Here is a 17,831-nt window from a genome sequence, read left to right on the forward strand (position 1 = left end):
AGCGGCGCCCGGCTCCCCTGGCCGGCGCCCTCGCACCATCGCACGGCCACGCCCTGCCCGTGGCCGTGCGCTCCGCCCCGCCGCCCCGCCGGGACCCGCCCGAGCCGGAGCGGCCGAACGTCCCTACCTGGAGCACACCTTGTCCGCATCAGGAACGAAGCCGGCAAGCCCGTTCAAGCAACCGAAGGCCGTCTGGGCCGTCGCGTTCGCCTGCGTCATCTCCTTCATGGGGATCGGTCTCGTCGACCCGATCCTTCCCGCCCTGTCCACCAGCCTCAAGGCGACGCCGAGCCAGGTCTCGCTGCTCTTCACGAGCTACCTCGTGGTCACGGCCGTCGCGATGCTCTTCTCCGGCTTCGTCTCCAGCCGGATCGGGGCCAAGCGCACCCTCGTCGCCGGACTCGTCGTCATCGTCGTCTTCAGCGCCCTCGCCGGAGCGAGCGGCAGCATCAACGGCATCGTCGGCTTCCGGGCCGGCTGGGGCCTCGGGAACGCGCTCTTCATCGCGACCTCGCTCGCCGTCATCGTCGGCTCGGCGAGCGGCGGATTCGCCGGCGCCATCATCCTGTACGAGACCGCCCTCGGCATCGGCATCGCGATAGGCCCCCTCCTCGGCGGCGAACTCGGCGCCATCAGCTGGCGCGGCCCGTTCTTCGGCGTCGCCGTGCTCATGGCCATCGCGCTCATCGCCACGATCGTCCTCGTCCAGCCCACACCCAAGCCCGCGCGCAAGGCGTCCGTCCTCGACCCGCTGAAGGCCCTGCGCCACCGCGGCCTGCTCACGATGGGCCTCATGGCGCTCTGCTACAACTGGGGCTTCTTCACCGTCCTCGGCTACGCGCCCTACCCCATGGAGCTGGACACCCACCAGCTCGGGTACGTCTTCACCGGCTGGGGCCTGCTCGTCGCCTTCTTCTCCGTCTTCGGCGCGCCCTGGCTCCAGGCGAAGCTGGGCGTCGCGAAGGCGCTCTACCTCAACCTGACCCTCTTCGCCGCCGACGTCCTCGTCATCGGCCTCAACACCGAGCACCGGACGACCCTCATCGTGGCCGTCATCGTCACCGGCTGCTTCATCGGCATCAACAACACCGTCACGACGCAGGCCGTCATGACCGTCTCGCCGGTCGACCGGCCCACGGCCTCCGCCTCGTACGGATTCGTCCGCTTCATCGGCGGCGGCCTCGCCCCGTACTTCGCGGGCAAGCTCGCCGACCACTGGAACCTGCACGTCCCCTTCTACGTCGGCGCCGGGGTCGTCGTCCTCGGCATCGTGATCCTCTCCACGGGCCACCGCCTCCTCGCCGACGCCGAGCGCGCCCAGGCCGCCGACGCCGCGCACCACAGCGCGAGCGCGAACAAGGAGGAGGAGCTCGTCCGGCAGGCCGAGGCCGAGGACCTGGGCTCGGCGACCTGAGGCCACCGGGGGCCACCTGGGCCACCGGAGCCGAGGGAGCCGAGGGGGCCGCCGGAGCCGAGCGGGGCCACCCCGAGCCGACCGGTCCAAGACACCGGAAAGCCGGAAACCCGGACCCGGACACCGCGCGTTCCCGCGCCCGGTGTCCGGGTATTTCCCTTTTCGTACGGGCGTTTCGGGCGTTTCGTGGGGCGCTGCTCCGTGCCCCGGGCGGCCGGAAAGGGCCCCCGGCTGTACGCGGCCCGGTGCGGACGGGTAGACAGGAGTCGTGGACACCGAGGCGAAGGCCCCGTGAGCGGGGCGGCGGAAGCCGCCCGGAAATTTACGCGAACGGCTGAGTATGACGGCCGGAAGCCGGGGTACACGGGCCGCAGCGCGCCGCGCGGTGCGGCGCAGGACCGAGGAGGTTTTCATGGGTGCGGTAAGGACCGTCACGACCGCGGGAGAACGGACCGAAGCTGCCCCCGCCCTGCCCGAGATCGCGGAGCCGCACAAGGTGGCCCCCCGGGACGCACGGGAGCTGACCCGGCTCTTCTTCGACCGGCTCGACGTGCTGGAGGAGGGGACGCGGGAGTTCCAGGACGCGCGCAACACGCTCATCGAGATGAACATGTCGCTCGTGCGCTTCGCCGCTCGTCGCTTCCGCAGCCGCGGCGACGACATGGAAGACGTCGTGCAGGTGGGCACCATCGGTCTCATCAAGGCGATCGACCGCTTCGAGCTGAGCCGCGAGGTGGAGTTCACGACCTTCGCCGTGCCGTACATCGTCGGTGAGATCAAGCGTTTCTTCCGCGACACCACCTGGGCCGTGCATGTACCGCGCCGCCTCCAGGAGGCCCGTGTCGAACTGGCCAAGGCGAACGAAGAGCTTTCCACGCGCCTCGGCCGGGCGCCGAAGGTCTCGGAGCTCGCGGCCCTCATGAACCTCAGCGAGCAGCAGGTCGTCGAGGCCCAGATCGCGGCCAACGGCTACTCCTCCTCCTCGCTCGACGCGACCATCGGCGGCGAGGACAGCGGCGAGGGCGAGGCCGTCCTCTCCGACTTCATCGGCGCCGAGGACCCGGGCATGGAGCTCGTCGAGGACCTCCACGCGCTGGCCCCGCTCCTCGCGGGCCTGGAGCCGCGCGACCGGCAGATCCTGGAGCTGCGCTTCGGCCAGGAGCTGACGCAGGCGCAGATCGGCGAGCGCCTGGGCGTCTCGCAGATGCACGTCTCGCGCCTGCTCAACCGCACCCTCGGCACCCTGCGCGCCGGACTGATGTCGGAGCGCTGAGCCCCCGCGGCAGCTGAGCCCTTCCCCGCGACGGGGACTTGCGGCACCCCAGCGCCCCCGCCCGTACGGCCCCCTCACCGGCCGGACGCGCGGGGGCGCTTCGCGTACTCCCTCCACGCCACACACGAGCCCCCGCGAGGCCACACGGACCGGAAAACCGCAACGTCGACAGGGCCCGCGGCAAGGGCTACCTTCACCTGGCCCCGTGCGACTGTCCACCGCCGCACGGGAGTTGCCCCGGCCGCGCCGCGCCACGTCACCCGCTCCGCGCCCGGCCCCCGGACCATGGAGAGACGCATGCCCCGTGCCGCGCTGTACACCTTCGGCGTCCTGAGATCGCCGCTCGCCGACCCCGGGCCGCTCACCCGGGCCTTCCAGGACAGCGGCGAGCCCGTCTACGACGCGGTCGCCCGGCACCCCGGATACCTCGCACGCGCCGAATCGACCGGCGGCTCCGGCACCCCCTTCGACGCGGACTGGGGCGCCTGGGGCGAGTTCGCCGTACCGGCCTGGTACGACAAGGGCCGCACGGCGGACACCGTCGCCCTCGCCGCGACGCTCTCGCTCTGGACCGACCCGCGCGCCGCCTTCGACGCCGTCTACAGCGGCGCGCACCGCGAGGCGTTGAACAGGCGCGCCGACTGGTTCGAGCGGACGGGGCGCCCCGGCCACGTGTGCTGGTGGGTCGCGGAGGACGCGATACCCGGCTGGCGGGACGGGGTGGCCGCACTGGAGCACCTCGACGCGCACGGCCCCGCGCCGCACGCCTTCACCTTCCCGCACGCCTTCACCCCGGAGGGAGCCCCGGCCGGGCGCGAGGGCGCCGGGCACACGAAAAGCCCCGGCGCCTGAGCCCGCTTCACGCGGGACCCGGTCCACCGGGGCCACTCACGCCGGTGTGCGCTCCCGCCGCGTGAGCGCGGCGCACACCGGAATGCGCTCACGTCTCCCGGTACCGCGCGCTCGCGAAGGAGAAGCAGCCGAAGGCGAGCAGCCCGATCGCGATCACGACGAGCAGCCACGGACCCGCGGGCGTCTCCGTGAAGGAGCGCAGCGTGTCGTCCATGCCCTTCGCCTTCTTCGGCTCGAACTGGACCGCCGCGACGACGGCGAAGACGCCCGCCGTGCCGAAGAGGATGCCGCGCGACAGGTTCCCCGCGATCCCGAGCACGTCCACGACGCGCTCCGTGCGGCGGCTCATCTCGCCGGTCTTGAGGTGCTTGCGGAACTTCCGCAGGACGGCGCGGACGACGAGACCCACGCCGACCCCGACCACGACCGCCCCGGCCACCGCGACGAGCCACCGGCCGCCCGGCCAGCCGAGCGCCGTGGCCGTGATGTCCTTCGATTTCTTGTCCGAGGAACCCCCGCCGCCACTGCCCATCGCGAAGGACAGCACGGAGTAGGAGACGAAACCGTAGAAGACCGCCCGGCCGAGGGATATGAGCCGCTTGCCGGCCTTGTCGCCGTCCGGGCCCGAGCGGCCGAACGCGGCCTCGGAGAGGCGCCACAGCGCCATGCCCGCCGTCGCGATGCCGAGCGCCCACAACAGGAAGAGGCCGAAGGGCTTCTCGGCGATCTCCGCGAGCGCCCCGGAACGGTCCGCCTGCTTGCCGTTGCCGGGGTGGAAGGCGAGCCTGATCGCGATGATCCCGATCAGCACGTAGATGATCCCCCGGGCGACGAACCCGGCACGTGCGGCGCGGTCCACCGCTTTGCTGTCTGCCGCGCGCTCGGCCTTCTGGTGCGCGCGCCGCGTCGTCGATTCGCTAGTCATGCGGCCCGGTTGCCCCCGCCCGCCGTACGGAAACGGGGGACGCGCCGACAGCGAACACCGTCCGCGTCCAGGCGTGCGCCGCCCGCGAGGGGGCACTCGCACACCGGTCCCGCCGGGACCACGGGCCCGCGCGGCCCGCCGTACTCCCCCGGGAGACACCGTGCTCGCCTACGTCGCCGCGGTCTTCTTCGCGATCGCCTACCTGCTGCTCGCCACCGACACCCACACCGAGACGTGGTACTCGCCGACCGCGCTCGGCTTCGTCGGCCTCGCCCTCCTCGCCGCCCACCTCGGCGGCGCCTCCTCGCGCCTCGGCGCTCGCCGCCATCGCTAGTCCGCGGCCCGCACGCGACCGCCCGGGATACCGACGGCGCCGTCCGGGCGCGGGCGGCAGCAGCGGGGCCACCCGCGCCCACAAGGCGTCAGCACGCACCCGGCCTCACATGAGGAAAACGGACGGCATCAACTACGCCGAAGTCCTGCGTCCGGACGTTCCTCCGCTTGCGTACTACCGCATCTGACGCCGCCCGTTGATCCACCACGGATCACGTGACAGCCCTTAGCCTTCGCCCATGGCATGGCGCATCCCCGCACTAGGCGCCTGGTGGGCGCGGAGGCCGCCGGCGGCCGGAGCCGCTGTGATGGCGACCGGCATCATCTCCGTCGGCCTGAACCTCGTCGGCCACGAGGGCCTGTCCCTCGCGGCGCTGGCCCTGGCATGCGCGGCCTGGATCGGGCTGGCCGCCGACTTCGGCGTCCTGCTGGTACGCGACCGGACGAAGTGGGTGGCGCAGGCGGGAAGTCCGGGCGCACTCACCGCCGTCGCCGCGACGACCGTGGTCGGCACCCGGTTCGCGCTCCTGGGTGCCACACCCGTGGCGGCGGCGCTGCTGGCGCTCGCCGCGCTGCTGTGGCCGGTGCTGCTGGTTCCGGTCGTCCGCGGCTGGGGGCCGCGGATGCCGGGGGCGGTCTTCCTGGGATGCGTGGCCACCGAGGGACTCAGCGTGCTCGGTGCCACCCTGTCCGCGACCACATCGACGGCCTGGCCGGCGCAAGCGGCCCTGGTGCTGTTCTGGTGCGGACTCGCGCTCTACGCGGCCGCCCTCTTCCGCTTCGACCCGCGCGAGGTGGCCAGGGGCGCCGGGGACCAGTGGGTGGCCGGCGGCGCGCTCGCCATCTCGGCGCTGGCCGGGGCGAAGCTGCTCACGGCAGCCCGGTCCGGGCCGTACCTGTGGACCCACGCGACGGACACGGCGCTGCGGTACGCCACGGTCGCCGTGCTCGCCCTCGCCCTCGTCTGGTACGCGGTGCTCCTCGTCTTCGAGGTGGTGCGGCCCCGATTCCGCTACGACGTCCGCCGCTGGTCGACGGTGTTCCCGCTCGGCATGACGGCGGCGGCGACGCTGTCGGTGGCCACCGCCGTCTCCGCGTCCTGGCTGACGCACCCGGGCCGGGTGCTGGTGTGGGTGGCGGTGGCCGGCTGGCTGACCGTCGCCGCGGGAGCAGTCGCCGCGGCCCGCACCGACCTGCGGTCCCTCTCCGCCGAAGGGGGAACCGGGCCCACGGCACCGCGCTGAAGACGGACGCCCCCTCGGCCCGGCAGGTACGGTGCGGCATCGCGGTTCTTCGGACGTGCGGGCGAGCCCGTCCGGCCGTCCGGGGGCCGCCCGCCGCCCGCCTCAGACGCGGCTGCGCCGCCGGACGTGCCGGTCCAGGGCCGGGTCGGGGGACGTGTCATCGCGGCTGCGGTACACGATGTACGGCCTGAACAGGTACTGGACAGGCGCGCTGAACATGTGGATGAGCCGGGTGTAAGGGACGAGCGCGATCAGCGCCATACCCACCACCGCGTGCACCTGGAACAGAAGCGGCACCCCGGTCATGAGGCCGGTGTCCGGCTGAAGCCTGAAGAGGCTGCGCGCCCAGGGAGCGATGGTGTCGCGATAGTTGTAGCCGCTGTCGAGCGCGGAGTGCGCCAGTTTCGCCCACATACCGAGCACGATCGCCGATACCAGCGCGAGGTACATGAGCTTGTCGTTCGCAGTGGTCGCCCGGAAGACCGGCGCCCTGAACCGCCGCCGGTACAGCAGCATCGCGATCCCGGCCACGGCGACGGCTCCCGCGACGGTCCCGCCGTACAGGGAGAACAACTGGTAGACGTGCTCGTCCACCCCGATCGCGTCCGTCCAGGCGGCCGGCACGAACAGGCCCAGCAGATGTCCGGCCAGGACGAACAGAATGCCGTAGTGGAACATCGGCGAGGCGATCTTCAGGATCTTCGACTCGTAGATCTCCGAGGAGCGGGTCGTCCAGCCGAACTGGTCGTAGCGCCACCGCCATACCGTGCCGGAGACCAGCAGAGCGAACATCACGTACGGCAGGACGCCCCACAGCAGTGTTCTCATCCTGTTCCTCCTGGCATTCGGGTGCCGTCTTCCGTGTCCGCCCTGTCGCCGACCCCCGTGTCGAGCAGGGGCAGCAGCGGCCGGCCGACGCCGTAGGCCGCCAGGCCCACCTGTTCGCGGGGCGGCGCGGCGCGGGCCATCCTCCGGGCCTCGGCGAGGTCCTGCGGCGAGGGCCCCGGCAGCGTTCCGCAGACCGCGTCCAGGAGCCGGGCGTAGGGAGTGTCCGCCTCGGTGAGGGAAAGCCGCAGCAGTTCGATGCCCGGCCTGTGTTCCAGCAGCAGCTGAGGCCCGGCCTGGGCGCTGAACTCCAGGACCGCGGGGAGGAAATCGGGCAGTTCCTCACTCGTGAAGTCGAGCCCGTGCGCCCGGTAGACCTCCTTGAACCGCACGAGCGACATCCCGCGCCGCCGGGTGTCCCCGTCGCTCCACCAGCTCAGGTAGAGGCTGTGCCGGTTCTTGAAGTCGAAGGTCCGCACGTAGTGGGCGGCCAGTTCCGCCCGATCGGTGGCACGGGCGTACGTCAGGAAGGCGACGATGTCAGGGTCCTGGCAGCCCGATGCGATCAGGGGCAGCCGCTCGTGAAACATGGCGTCGGGGTAGACGAGGCACATACCGGCTGCCTGGTACACCAGGGCCGCCGCCCGCCGTGATCCGGTGACCGCACTCATCGCTGGCCCTTGATGTCCTCGACCGCAGGTTCTTCGTCGGCGTTCTGCCGCCGGGAGCGCAGATGAAAATCCTCCAGCGTCACCAGGGGCAGGCGCTTGCGGCCCGAGTCCTGGCCGAAGGGGCCGTCCGTCGCCGGCCCGTGGCCGCCCATCCCGGGACCGTCCGCGTGGTCGAGGCTGCACTCCTGGGGCACGGCTGCCTCCTCCAGCCGGCGCGCGTCAGCCTCCGCCGCCGTAGGGATGACGTAGCGCTCGTCGTACTTGGCGAGGGCGAGCAGCCGGTACATGTCCTGGATGCCGGCTTCGTCCATGTGCACTCGGGCGGCGATGCCGGGGTCCGGTTCCTGCCCGAGGTTGACGGCGCGCATGTGCGCACGCATCGCGGCCAGCTTCTCCAGCGAGTTGCGTACCGGTGCCACGTCCCCGGCGGTGAAGATCTCCGCCAGGTATTCCAGCGGGATGCGCAGCGTGTCGATCGCGCCGAACAGGTTGCCGGCGTCCTCGCCGTCGAAACCCGTCTCGGTCAGCACTTCCGTGATCGGCGAAAGCGGCGGGATGTACCAGACCATCGGCATCGTCCGGTACTCCGGATGGAGCGGCAGTGCGAGCTTGTGGCGCCGGATCAGGGAGTACACGGGGGAGCGGCGGGCCGCTTCGACCCACTCCTCAGGAATGCCCGCGAGCCCGGCCGCCCTGCGCACCGCCGGTTCCTCGGGGTCGAGGAACAGCTGCAACTGGGCCTCGTACAGGTCGGTGTCGTCCTTCGTCTCGGCGGCCGCGGTGACCTTCTCCGCGTCGTAAAGGAGGACGCCGAGGTATCGCAGCCGCCCGACGCAGGTCTCCGAGCACACGGTGGGCTGTCCCACTTCGAGCCTCGGGTAACACAGAGTGCACTTCTCCGCCTTACCGGTGCGATGGTTGAAGTACACCTTCTTGTACGGGCAGGCTGTCACACACTGCCGCCAGCCTCGGCAGCGGTCCTGGTCCACCAGCACGATGCCGTCTTCGCTGCGCTTGTACATCGCGCCCGAAGGGCAGGAGGCCACGCAGGAAGGGTTGAGGCAGTGCTCGCAAATTCGTGGCAGATAGAACATGAACGTCTGCTCGAAGGCGAACTTGACCTTTTCCGAGGCCTTCTGCCGGGTTTTCTGCACCATGGGGTCGAGTTCGCCGTAGCGCGTGGAGCCACCCAAGTTGTCGTCCCAGTTGGAGGACCACTCGATCTTCATGGGCTTGCCCGTGATCAGGGATTTCGGCTCCGCCACCGGATAATCGTCGCCCAACGGCGCGTCAGTGAGGTTCTTGTACTCGTAGGTCCACGGCTCGTAGTAGTCCTTGATCTCCGGTAGTACGGGATTGGAGAAGATGGACGCAAGCCGCCGGAAACGCCCTCCGGACCTGAGCTTGAGCTGGCCCCGTCTGTTCAGCTCCCAGCCGCCGCGCCACCGCTGCTGGTCCTCGTACCGACGGGGATATCCCTGACCCGGCCGGGTCTCGACATTGTTGAACCAGACGTACTCCATACCCTTCCGGTTGGTCCACACTTCCTTGCAGGTGACCGAGCACGTGTGGCAACCGATGCACTTGTCGAGATTCATCACCATCGCGATCTGCGCCATGATCTTCATCAGTAGATGACTTCCTGGGAGCGGCGGCGGATGACGGTCACTTCGTCGCGCTGGTTGCCGGTGGGCCCCAGGTAGTTGAAGGCCCAGGTCAACTGGGCGTAACCGCCGATGAGATGACTCGGCTTGAGAATCAGCCGGGTGAGTGAGTTGTGGGTGCCGCCCCGTTTGCCCGTGGCCTCGGTCTTCGGCACCGCCACCGTGCGTTCCTGTGCGTGATGCATGTAGACGGTGCCCTCGGGCATCCGGTGCGAGACCACGGCCCGGGCCACCACCACGCCGTTGCGGTTGACGGCCTCGACCCAGTCGTTGTCCAGGACGCCGATGGCCTCCGCGTCCTGCGGAGCCATCCAGATGACCTGGCCGCCGCGTGACAGGGACAGCATGAACAAGTTGTCCTGGTACTCGGAGTGGATGGACCACTTGTTGTGAGGAGTGAGGTAGCGCACCGTCACTTCTCGCTGACCGTCACTGCCGAGACGGGGTTCGCCGAACAGCCGGTTCATGTCCAGGGGCGGACGGTAGATGGGCAGCGCCTCGCCCAGTTCATGCATCCAGTCATGGTCGAGGAAGAAGTGCTGCCGCCCCGTCAGGGTGTGCCACGGCTTGAGCTGTTCGACGTTCTGCGTGAAGGCGGTGTAGCGCCGGCCCCCGCTCTCGCTGCCCGACCACTCCGGAGAGGTGATGACCGGCACCGGGGCCGCCTGCGTGTCGGCGTAGCTGACGCGCCTGCCTTCGCTGTCGGCGGCCAGAAAGGCCATGGGCCTGCCGGTCCGTGCCTGGAGGGTGGTGAATCCCTGGGCGGCGAGCCGCCCGTTCGTCGTGGCGGACAGCGCCAGGATCGTATCGGCGGCCTTCACCGCCGTGTCCAGAAGGGGCCTGTCCCGGGCCACACCGTCTCGGGCGAGCCCGTTGCGCCGGCCGAGATCGACGACCTCCTCGTCGGGACGCAGCGTCACCCCCTTGGCAGGCAGTCCCAGCTTCTCGACGAGCGGCCCGAGCGCCGCGAACTTGGCCGCGACGGCAGGGTAGTCGCGCTCCACCACCGTGATACCCGGCATGGTTTTGCCGGGAACCGGTTCGCACTCCCCGCTCCGCCAGTCGAGAGCCACTCCGCCGGGCTGCGCGGTCTCTCCCGGGGTGTCGTGCTGGACGGCGGTGGCCACCACGTCCTGGCGCACGCCCAGATGATCCACGGCGAGTTCACTGAACCGGCGGGCGAGCTGGTGGAAGATGTCGAAGTCCGTACGGGCCTGCCAGGGCGGATCGATGGCCGGTGCAAACGCGTGGACATAGGGGTGCATGTCCGTCGAGGACAGGTCGTGCTTCTCGTACCACGTCGCCGCGGGCAGCACGATGTCGGACAGCAGTGTCGCAGAGGTCTGCCGGAAGTCCAGGGACAGCAGCAGGTCGAGCTTTCCCTCGGGTGCCCGCTCGTGCCAGACCACGTCCCGCGGACGCTGTTCCGGCCCGGCCTCCTCGGCGCGCAACGAGGACTGGGTGCCCAGCAGGTGCTTGGTGAAGTACTCGGCGCCCTTGGCGGAGGAGCCCAGCAGATTGGCACGCCACACCGTCAGCACCCGGGGCCAGTTCCGCGGTGCGTCGGGGTCCTCGCAGGCGAACGCGAGCCGTCCGGCCCTGAGTTCCTCCACGATCCGGCCGGCCGGGTCGTCTCCGGCGACCTCGTCCGCGAGGTCCAGCGGATTCCGGTCGAAGGTGGGGTAAGAGGGCATCCACCCCGAACGGGCCGAGAAGGCGAGGCAGTCCGCGCCTGTCATCCCGGTGAACCGCCCGGTGCCCAGGGGGGAGGACAGGACGTCGGCGCCGAAGGTGTCGTAGCGCCACTGATCGGCGTTGAGGAACCAGTACGCGGTGCTGATCATCTGACGGGGCGGGCGTCCCCAGTCGAGCCCGCCCGCGAGTGTGGCCCAGCCGGTGGTGGGCTGGCATTTCTCCTGGCCCACGTAGTGGGCCCAGCCGCCACCGTTGCGTCCCTGGCAGCCGGTGAGCTGGAGCAGGGCCAGGAAGGCGCGGTAGATCGTTTCCGAATGGAACCAGTGGTTCGTCCCCGCGCCCATCAGGATCATGCACCGGCCCCTGGACTGCTCGGCGGTCCGAGCGAACTCCCGGGCGATCCTGACGCAGCTCGCCGCCGGTACCGAGGTGTGTTCCTCCTGCCAGGCCGGCGTGCCCGGCTGCGAGGCGTCCTCGTACCCGGCCGGCCACCGGCCCGGCAGATCCGCCCGGCCAACCCCGTACTGGGCGAGCAGCAGATCGAAAACAGTGGTCACCACCTGCTCCCCGGGGCCCGCGAGCCGGATCGCCGGCACGCCGCGGCGCAACACTTCACCACGGCCCTGGCCGTGTTCGCTGCCGTCGGTGTCGAAGCGCGGCAGCAGCACCTCGACACCGGCGGCGTCCGGCTGCCCGTACAGACTCAGCCGGGGGCTGATGTTCTCCAGGTCCAGATTCCACTTGCCCTGTCCGGAGCCGGTCCAGCGAAATCCGAGCGATCCGTTCGGTACGGCGGGACAGCCGGTGACGTCGTCCAGTACGACGGTCTTCCATTCGGCTCCCTCCACGTCCTCTTGCAGGTCGGACGCGCGGAGGAACTTTCCCGGGACGTAGGCACCGTCCCGCTGCGTCAGGGTGACGAGGAAAGGCAGATCGGTGAATTGAGTCACGTAATCGACGAAGAAAGGGGTTGAGCGGTCGACGAAGAACTCTTTGAGCAGGACGTGGCCCATGGCGAGTGCGAGCGCCGCGTCGGTACCCGGATGCGGGTGCAGCCACTCGTCCGCGAACTTCGCGTTGTCCGCGTAATCCGGGGCCACCACCACGACCTTCTGGCCCCGGTACCGGGCTTCGGCCATCCAGTGTGCGTCCGGCGTCCTGGTGACCGGCACATTGGAACCCCACATCAGCAGATACGCCGCGTCCCACCAGTCGCCCGACTCCGGCACGTCCGTCTGGTCGCCGAAAGCCTGCGGAGACGCGACGGGAAGGTCCGCGTACCAGTCGTAGAAGGACAGCATCGGCGCCCCGATGAGACTCATGAACCGGGACCCCGCCGCGTGCGAGACCATCGACATCGCGGGGATGGGAGAGAAGCCCGCCACCCGGTCGGGCCCGTATTGCTTGATGGTGTGCACATGGGCGGCCGCGACGATCTCCGTCGACTCCTCCCACGTGGCGCGGACCAGACCGCCCTTACCGCGTGCCTGCTGGTAGCGCCGTCGGCGTTCCGGGTCGGCCTGCACATCGGCCCAGGCCAGTACCGGGTCGCCCAGCCGCTCCCGGGCCTCGCGGTACATCTCCAGCAACACGCCCCGGACGTAGGGATACCGGATGCGTGTGGGCGAGTAGGTGTACCAGGAGAAGGCGGCCCCGCGCGGGCAGCCGCGCGGCTCGTACTCGGGACGGTCGGGGCCCACCGAGGGATAGTCGGTGTCCTGGGTCTCCCAGGTGATGATGCCGTCCTTGACGTACACCTTCCACCGGCAGGAGCCGGTGCAGTTCACCCCATGCGTCGAGTTGACCACCTTGTCGTGCGCCCACCGGTCCCGGTAGTAGACCTCGCTGTCCCGGCCGCCCTTGAGCGTGACGCTGTGCAGGTCGGCCGCCGGCGTTCCCTGCCGGAAGAACCGTCCCGCGCGAAGCAGAGTCGCATCAGGCTCCCTGGGCACGGTGTTGTCCGTATCAGCCACCTTGTGCGCTCCCTAGGTCCGCGTCAGAGCGACCGTAGGGGCCTTCGCGGATATGCACTTACGCGACACCCGTAACGCGGCGAAGTACCACCATCCGGGTACGGGCAGAGCCGAGCTCTCGTGGCCGAGTGACGAGTCGCCCGCAGTCGTGGTCGACCGGATCGGCCGCCGACGGCTGGTGCTCACCATGCTGCCCGGCTCGGCGGTCTCGATCGCGCTGTTCGGTATGCCGTTCATCGTCTCCGGCGACCAGCCCAACCGAGCCTGGCCCTGGCCATGTTGGCGGCGTTCATGTTCTTCCGGACCGGAGGCGTGCGGGTCATCGGCTGGCCGATCGGGTCGGAGGTGTACCCGTTGAGGATCGATCCGCCCCGCAGCCACCGGCAAGGGGCGCGCTCCCTGGAGGCCATCGCGCCGGGGCTGTACCGCCGATGGGGCCGGCAGGCAGGGAAAGCGGGTGGAAGACCCCGGGGGCGGCGGAGCCCGCCGACCAGGTGTGGGCCAAGGGGATGAATCCGTCCCGGCGTGCACCGCGCGTGATGTCCGGCGGGCAGCGTTCATGTACGAGGACCATCCCGCCTCAGATGCCGACGGCTTCCTCTTCGCCGGGTAGAGAGACCGTCGCCGGAACCAAGTGAGGTTGACGCATGCTCGGCCTGGCACCCAGGAAGCTCCACCCCAAGGTCCCGCAATTCCACGGAGAGGGCGGCAAATACCGTCTCACAGCCGCCGGAGGTCTGGCCGCTCTGTCCCTGGACGCCCTCACCTCGGTCGTCTACGGCCCCGAGGCGATCGTCCTCGCACTCGTCGCCGCAGGGGCCTCGGCGATCAGTGCGGCCCTGCCCATCGCGTTGGTCATCGCCGGCCTGCTCGGTGTACTCGTCATCTCCTACCGCCAGGTGATCGCGGTGCACCCGAACGGCGGCGGCTCCTATGCGGTGGCGAAGGAGGACCTCGGCCGCCGGACCAGCCTCCTGGCAGCGGCGAGCCTGGTGGTGGACTACATCCTCACCGTCGCGGTCAGTCTCGCCGCCGGGGCCGCGAGCCTTGCCTCGGCGTTCCCCTCCCTCGGCGATCACCTGCTCGCCGTGTGTCTGACCGGACTGGCTGTGCTCACCGCCGTCAACCTGCGGGGCATCGCGGACAGTGCCCGAGTGCTGATGGCACCCATGGCACTCTTCGCCGCGGGCGTTCTGGCGGTCGTCGTCGTGGGACTCTTCCGGTCCCATCCCGCCGCGGTGGTCGGTACGACGCAGACTTTTCACATCAGCGAGGCGTTCGGCGTACTGCTGCTGTTGAAGGCGTTCTCGGCGGGATGCACTGCCCTGACCGGCATCGAGGCCATCGCCAACGCCGTACCCATGTTCCGCGAACCACGTGTGCGGCGGGCACAGCACACGGAAGTACTGCTCGGAGTCCTTCTCGCCACCATGGTGCTCGGCCTGGTGCTCCTGATCCGACGGCACCACGTCGTCCCCCGCGAGGGGGTCACCATTCTGGCCCAGCTGGCCGCTGGTGCTTTCGGAACCGGCTGGGTCTACTACGCCTTCACCCTGATCACGACTCTCGCGCTCGCTCTCGCCGCGAACACCAGTTTCGGCAGCCTGCCGGTACTGATGAGCCTGCTCGCCAAGGACAACCGGCTGCCCCATTTCTTCGCTCTGCGCGCCGAGCGGCCCGTTCACCGCTTCGGCGTCGTGGCCCTGGCTCTGGTCGCCTGCGTGCTGCTGGTCGCAGTCGACGCGCAGCTCCACCGGCTCCTTCCCCTCTTCGCGATCGGAGTCTTCGTCGGCTTCACGATCAGTCAGATCGGTCTCGTGCGGTACTGGAGGACCCGACGTCCCGACGGGTGGGTTCCGCGGGTGGCCGTCAGCGCCTTCGGAGCCGCCCTCACGGCTGTGGCCGGCGTCGTCCTCCTGACGACGAAGTTCGTCTCGGGCGCCTGGTTCGTCGCCCTCGTCGTCCCCTTGTGCATGCTCCTGTTCGCCAGGATCGAGCACTACTACACCTCGGTCACCGACGCACTCAACCGCAAGCGGACCCTGCGCCCACCCGTCCCTGTCCCCACCACGGTCATCGTTCCGCTCGGCGAGGTCGACGAGATCGCCGAACGAGCCCTCACCGCCGCCTGCTCTCTGGCGAGCGACGTCGTCGTCGTCACGGCACAGGACGAGCAGCAGAAGGCGGAGGAGATGCGCGAGAAGTGGGCGCAGTGGAACCCCGGCGTCCGGCTCGACGTCATCAGCAGCCCGGAGCACACCCTCGTCCGCCCGGTCATGAACTACGTGGAGCGGACCGTCGACGACGGCAAGCACGTGGCGGTCCTCATCCCGCAGGTGGAACCCCAGCACCGTCGCTACCGGATTCTGCAGAACCAGCGCGGACTGCTGTTGGCAGGCCTTCTCAGCACGCGTGGGCAAGTCATCGTGTGTCTCCTGCCCGTGCGGGTGGGTCCGGCGGATCTCGTGTCCGAATCGGATCGAAACACCACCTGATCACCGGCGAGCACGGCGCACCGCTCGCTGTGATGCCGACCGGCGGCAACCGCCTCGCGGGGTTGCATGAGCGCTTTGCTCGCCGGTGCTCGTGCGGCGACGGCGCCCACGGCGCCCACGGCGCCCACGGCCCTCGGATCTACGACTGAGCCCGCGTCGAGGTCCGCCCCCCACGTACGTTGCAGTACTGGGCCCGGCGGGGGAAGAGCGACAGGGGCACGGCACGAAGGAGCGCGCGGCCCTCGTGACCGCGCGCCCCCCTTCCCGTATCCGGACGCCGTCTCAGTAGCGCAGCACCGCGGCGATCCTGCCGTGCTCCGCGAGCGCGTCGTCCGGCACGAAGACGACGTCCGCGCCCGTCCCCAGCGCCGTCTCGACGAGGGTGTCGACGATGTCGTCCTCCACGTCCGGGTCCTCGGGCGATGCCGCGGGGCGCAGGTGGGTGGCCTCCGGGATCGCCGAGACCTGGAAACCGTCCTCCACGAGGAGCAGGTGGACGCGGCCCTCCTGCACGTTCTGCCAGATCTCGTCGGTGCCGGCGGCGAAGCGCCGCTGCCCGATCCCCTCGCCGAGCCGGTCGAGCGCCGCGCGCTGCTGCTCGGCCGTGTACTTCTCGCGCGCCGGGCGGATGACGTCGAGCAGGACGTGCCCGGTCAGCTTGTCCGCCCCGGCCCGCTCCACGCGTTCGCCGACACGCTCCTTGCTGCGGCTGCGCTCGACGAGCGTGTTGATCTGGTTCGCCGTGCCCACGAGGTGCACAGGGCCCTTGCCCGTGCGCAGCGCCTCGGCGAGCTTGTCGTCCACGTCCCGCAGGTACTGGCGCAGCCGCTCCTCGCGGTACGGGGACGGCTGGAGGCCGAAGTTCGCGCCCGGCTCGGCATCCTCGTGGTCGGGCAGCTCGGGCTTCGCGGGGAAGCCGAAGGCGGTCACCTCGGTGAGCGACTCGCCGGCCCCGTGCCACAGCCTGCTGCCCTCCTCGGAGAGGACCAGGACCCAGTACGGACGCTCGTGCAGCCACGAGGAGACGAGGTTCCGGGTCAGGTACGTGTCCGCGACGACGACGCGCTCGGACGGCGTGACCGGGAGTTTCCACACCTCCCAGTCGTTCGCCGAGGCGAGCAGGAGCGTCCCGTCGGTGATCTCCGAGGAGTCCACCGAAGCCGCCGCCTCGTCGATCCGCGCCTCGACGGCCTGGAGCGCCGCCCTGTCCACGCCCGGGTCCTCCGCGAGCCGCTTCTTCGCCTCGCTGACGAGGTTGCGCAACCGGATCGCGTCCTCCGCGCCGTCCGGCGACGCGGGGTGCGTGGGCAGCAGCAGCGACACCGCCGGGTACGGGCGCGGGGCGCGCAGCTCGGCAAGGGTGTCCGGGTTCAGCTCGAAGGTGTCTCGCACAAGGGGCTCCCACGTGGTCGGTCCTTGTTGGCCAGGGTGGCACCGCCCGCCCTGCCACGCAGCCCGGAAGGGGCCGGGAGGGCGGGGTGCGCGCTCCCTGGTGTTCCCGATCGGCGGCCGCCTATGATCCCCGGTCATGAGCTCTTCACCGCTTCCCGGCCGTTTCCCCGGGGAATTCCCCTACGAGGACGGGCAGCGCGCCTCGGACGCCGACAGGGACGCGGTCGCCGAGCGGCTCCGGGAGGCCGCGGCCGAGGGCCGCATCGACTTCGAGGAGCTGGACGAGCGCCTGGGCGCCGCGCTGAGCGCGCGCACGTACGGGGAGCTGCGACCGCTCCTCGCGGACCTGCCCGCCGCACCGGGGCTCGTCCCGCCGCCCGCGCCGCCCGCCGGTGAACCGCTGGAGCTGCGCGGCGGCATGCACGGGGTCCGCCGTTCGGGTGACTGGGCGGTGCCCGCGCGGCTCGTGGTGCGCGGGGGCATGGGCGGGGTGGTGCTCGACTTCACGCGCGTACGGACACGGCTCGCCGAGATCCAGGTCGAGGTGCACGGCGAGATGGCGGGCGTGCGGATCGTGGTGCCGGAGTCCTGGCGGGTCGAGACGGGCGGCGTCGACCCGGGCATGGGCGGCGTACGGGACCGTACGACACCGGGCGACGGAAAGGGCGCGCCCCTGGTGCGGCTCACGGGGGAGGCGGGCATGGGCGGCGTCCGGGTCAGGAACCCGGGCCGCGTCGAGCGCGCCCGCCTCCGCAAGAACCCCCCGCCCGCCTGACGGCCCGCAGACCCCCGCCCGCTTGACGGCCCGCAGACCCCCCGCCCGCCTGACGGCCCGCAGACCCCCCGCCCGCCTGACGGCGCGGAGCGCCCGCGAGGCGTCAGCCTCCCGCTCCCCGGGGCCGCAGCATCCCCAGCAGCGCCCGCACCGACTTCCCGGCCTGCCCCGACACCGCCTCGCCGCGCGTCATCCGTTCCGCCGCCCGCCCGATGTTCCGCGCCATCCCGCCGAAGATGACGGCGTGGAAGGGCGACACACTCCACCAGTACGCCTGCCCCGCGAGCCCGCGCGGGTGGA

The 17,831-nt window shown here is 70.7% G+C and carries 14 protein-coding genes; 7 read left to right on the forward strand and 7 right to left on the reverse strand.

Annotated elements, in window-relative coordinates:
* Positions 1 to 139 precede the first annotated feature (139 nt).
* The 3 genes from G3I42_RS08450 (at position 140) to G3I42_RS08460 (ending at position 3,539) form a co-directional block, all read left to right on the forward strand.
* A complete protein-coding gene (locus G3I42_RS08450) occupies positions 140 to 1,414 on the forward strand; it encodes an MFS transporter (RefSeq protein WP_164283898.1) in 1,275 nt (424 codons plus the stop codon).
* 412 nt (positions 1,415 to 1,826) lie between these two features.
* Positions 1,827 to 2,687 carry a SigB/SigF/SigG family RNA polymerase sigma factor gene (locus G3I42_RS08455; RefSeq protein ID WP_164283900.1) on the forward strand — a complete coding sequence of 287 codons (861 nt, stop codon included), beginning with the start codon at positions 1,827 to 1,829 and terminating at the stop codon, positions 2,685 to 2,687.
* A gap of 297 nt (positions 2,688 to 2,984) precedes the next feature.
* Positions 2,985 to 3,539, forward strand: coding sequence for a DUF3291 domain-containing protein (locus G3I42_RS08460; RefSeq protein ID WP_164283902.1), 555 nt, complete (start codon positions 2,985 to 2,987; stop codon positions 3,537 to 3,539).
* Positions 3,540 to 3,627: 88 nt separating this feature from the next.
* Here the strand turns inward: G3I42_RS08460 and G3I42_RS08465 are convergent, their stop codons facing one another.
* Positions 3,628 to 4,398, reverse strand: a complete 771-nt coding sequence (locus G3I42_RS08465; protein WP_164283923.1) for a DUF1206 domain-containing protein — start codon at positions 4,396 to 4,398, stop codon at positions 3,628 to 3,630.
* 226 nt (positions 4,399 to 4,624) lie between these two features.
* On the opposite strand from G3I42_RS08465, the gene G3I42_RS36890 reads away from it, so the two are divergent.
* Entirely contained in the window at positions 4,625 to 4,798 is a 174-nt protein-coding gene (locus G3I42_RS36890) for a hypothetical protein (RefSeq protein ID WP_203606540.1), read from the forward strand.
* A gap of 238 nt (positions 4,799 to 5,036) precedes the next feature.
* Positions 5,037 to 6,041 carry a tellurite resistance/C4-dicarboxylate transporter family protein gene (locus G3I42_RS08470; RefSeq protein ID WP_164283904.1) on the forward strand — a complete coding sequence of 335 codons (1,005 nt, stop codon included), beginning with the start codon at positions 5,037 to 5,039 and terminating at the stop codon, positions 6,039 to 6,041.
* 102 nt (positions 6,042 to 6,143) lie between these two features.
* Here G3I42_RS08470 and narI read toward each other — a convergent pair whose 3' ends face one another.
* From narI to G3I42_RS08490, 4 genes are read right to left on the reverse strand one after another with little or no spacing between them, the layout of a single operon-like run.
* Complete coding sequence (gene narI, locus G3I42_RS08475; RefSeq protein ID WP_164283906.1) at positions 6,144 to 6,869, reverse strand: respiratory nitrate reductase subunit gamma; 726 nt, start codon at positions 6,867 to 6,869, stop codon at positions 6,144 to 6,146.
* Positions 6,866 to 7,537 carry a nitrate reductase molybdenum cofactor assembly chaperone gene (gene narJ, locus G3I42_RS08480; protein WP_164283908.1) on the reverse strand — a complete coding sequence of 224 codons (672 nt, stop codon included), beginning with the start codon at positions 7,535 to 7,537 and terminating at the stop codon, positions 6,866 to 6,868. The genes narI and narJ overlap by 4 nt, the downstream gene beginning before the upstream one ends.
* A complete protein-coding gene (gene narH, locus G3I42_RS08485) occupies positions 7,534 to 9,165 on the reverse strand; it encodes a nitrate reductase subunit beta (protein WP_164283910.1) in 1,632 nt (543 codons plus the stop codon). The genes narJ and narH overlap by 4 nt, the downstream gene beginning before the upstream one ends.
* Positions 9,165 to 12,869, reverse strand: a complete 3,705-nt coding sequence (locus tag G3I42_RS08490; RefSeq protein ID WP_164283912.1) for a nitrate reductase subunit alpha — start codon at positions 12,867 to 12,869, stop codon at positions 9,165 to 9,167. Before G3I42_RS08490 ends, narH begins: the two co-directional genes overlap by 1 nt.
* Positions 12,870 to 13,516: 647 nt before the next feature.
* Between G3I42_RS08490 and G3I42_RS08500 the strand changes: the two genes are divergently transcribed.
* Positions 13,517 to 15,364: an APC family permease gene (locus tag G3I42_RS08500; protein WP_164283915.1), complete on the forward strand. Its 1,848-nt coding sequence runs from the start codon at positions 13,517 to 13,519 to the stop codon at positions 15,362 to 15,364.
* Between the two features lie 282 nt (positions 15,365 to 15,646).
* Here the strand turns inward: G3I42_RS08500 and G3I42_RS08505 are convergent, their stop codons facing one another.
* Entirely contained in the window at positions 15,647 to 16,756 is a 1,110-nt protein-coding gene (locus G3I42_RS08505; RefSeq protein ID WP_164283917.1) for a hypothetical protein, read from the reverse strand.
* Positions 16,757 to 16,892: 136 nt separating this feature from the next.
* Between G3I42_RS08505 and G3I42_RS08510 the strand changes: the two genes are divergently transcribed.
* Entirely contained in the window at positions 16,893 to 17,531 is a 639-nt protein-coding gene (locus tag G3I42_RS08510) for a DUF1707 domain-containing protein (protein ID WP_164283919.1), read from the forward strand.
* 103 nt (positions 17,532 to 17,634) lie between these two features.
* Here the strand turns inward: G3I42_RS08510 and G3I42_RS08515 are convergent.
* Positions 17,635 to 17,831: DUF2867 domain-containing protein (locus tag G3I42_RS08515; protein WP_164283921.1), on the reverse strand; the 197-nt coding region annotated here is incomplete at its 5' end.

Origin of the sequence: Streptomyces sp. SID11385 (assembly GCF_010548245.1) — a bacterium.
In the GTDB taxonomy this organism is placed as follows: domain Bacteria; phylum Actinomycetota; class Actinomycetes; order Streptomycetales; family Streptomycetaceae; genus Streptomyces.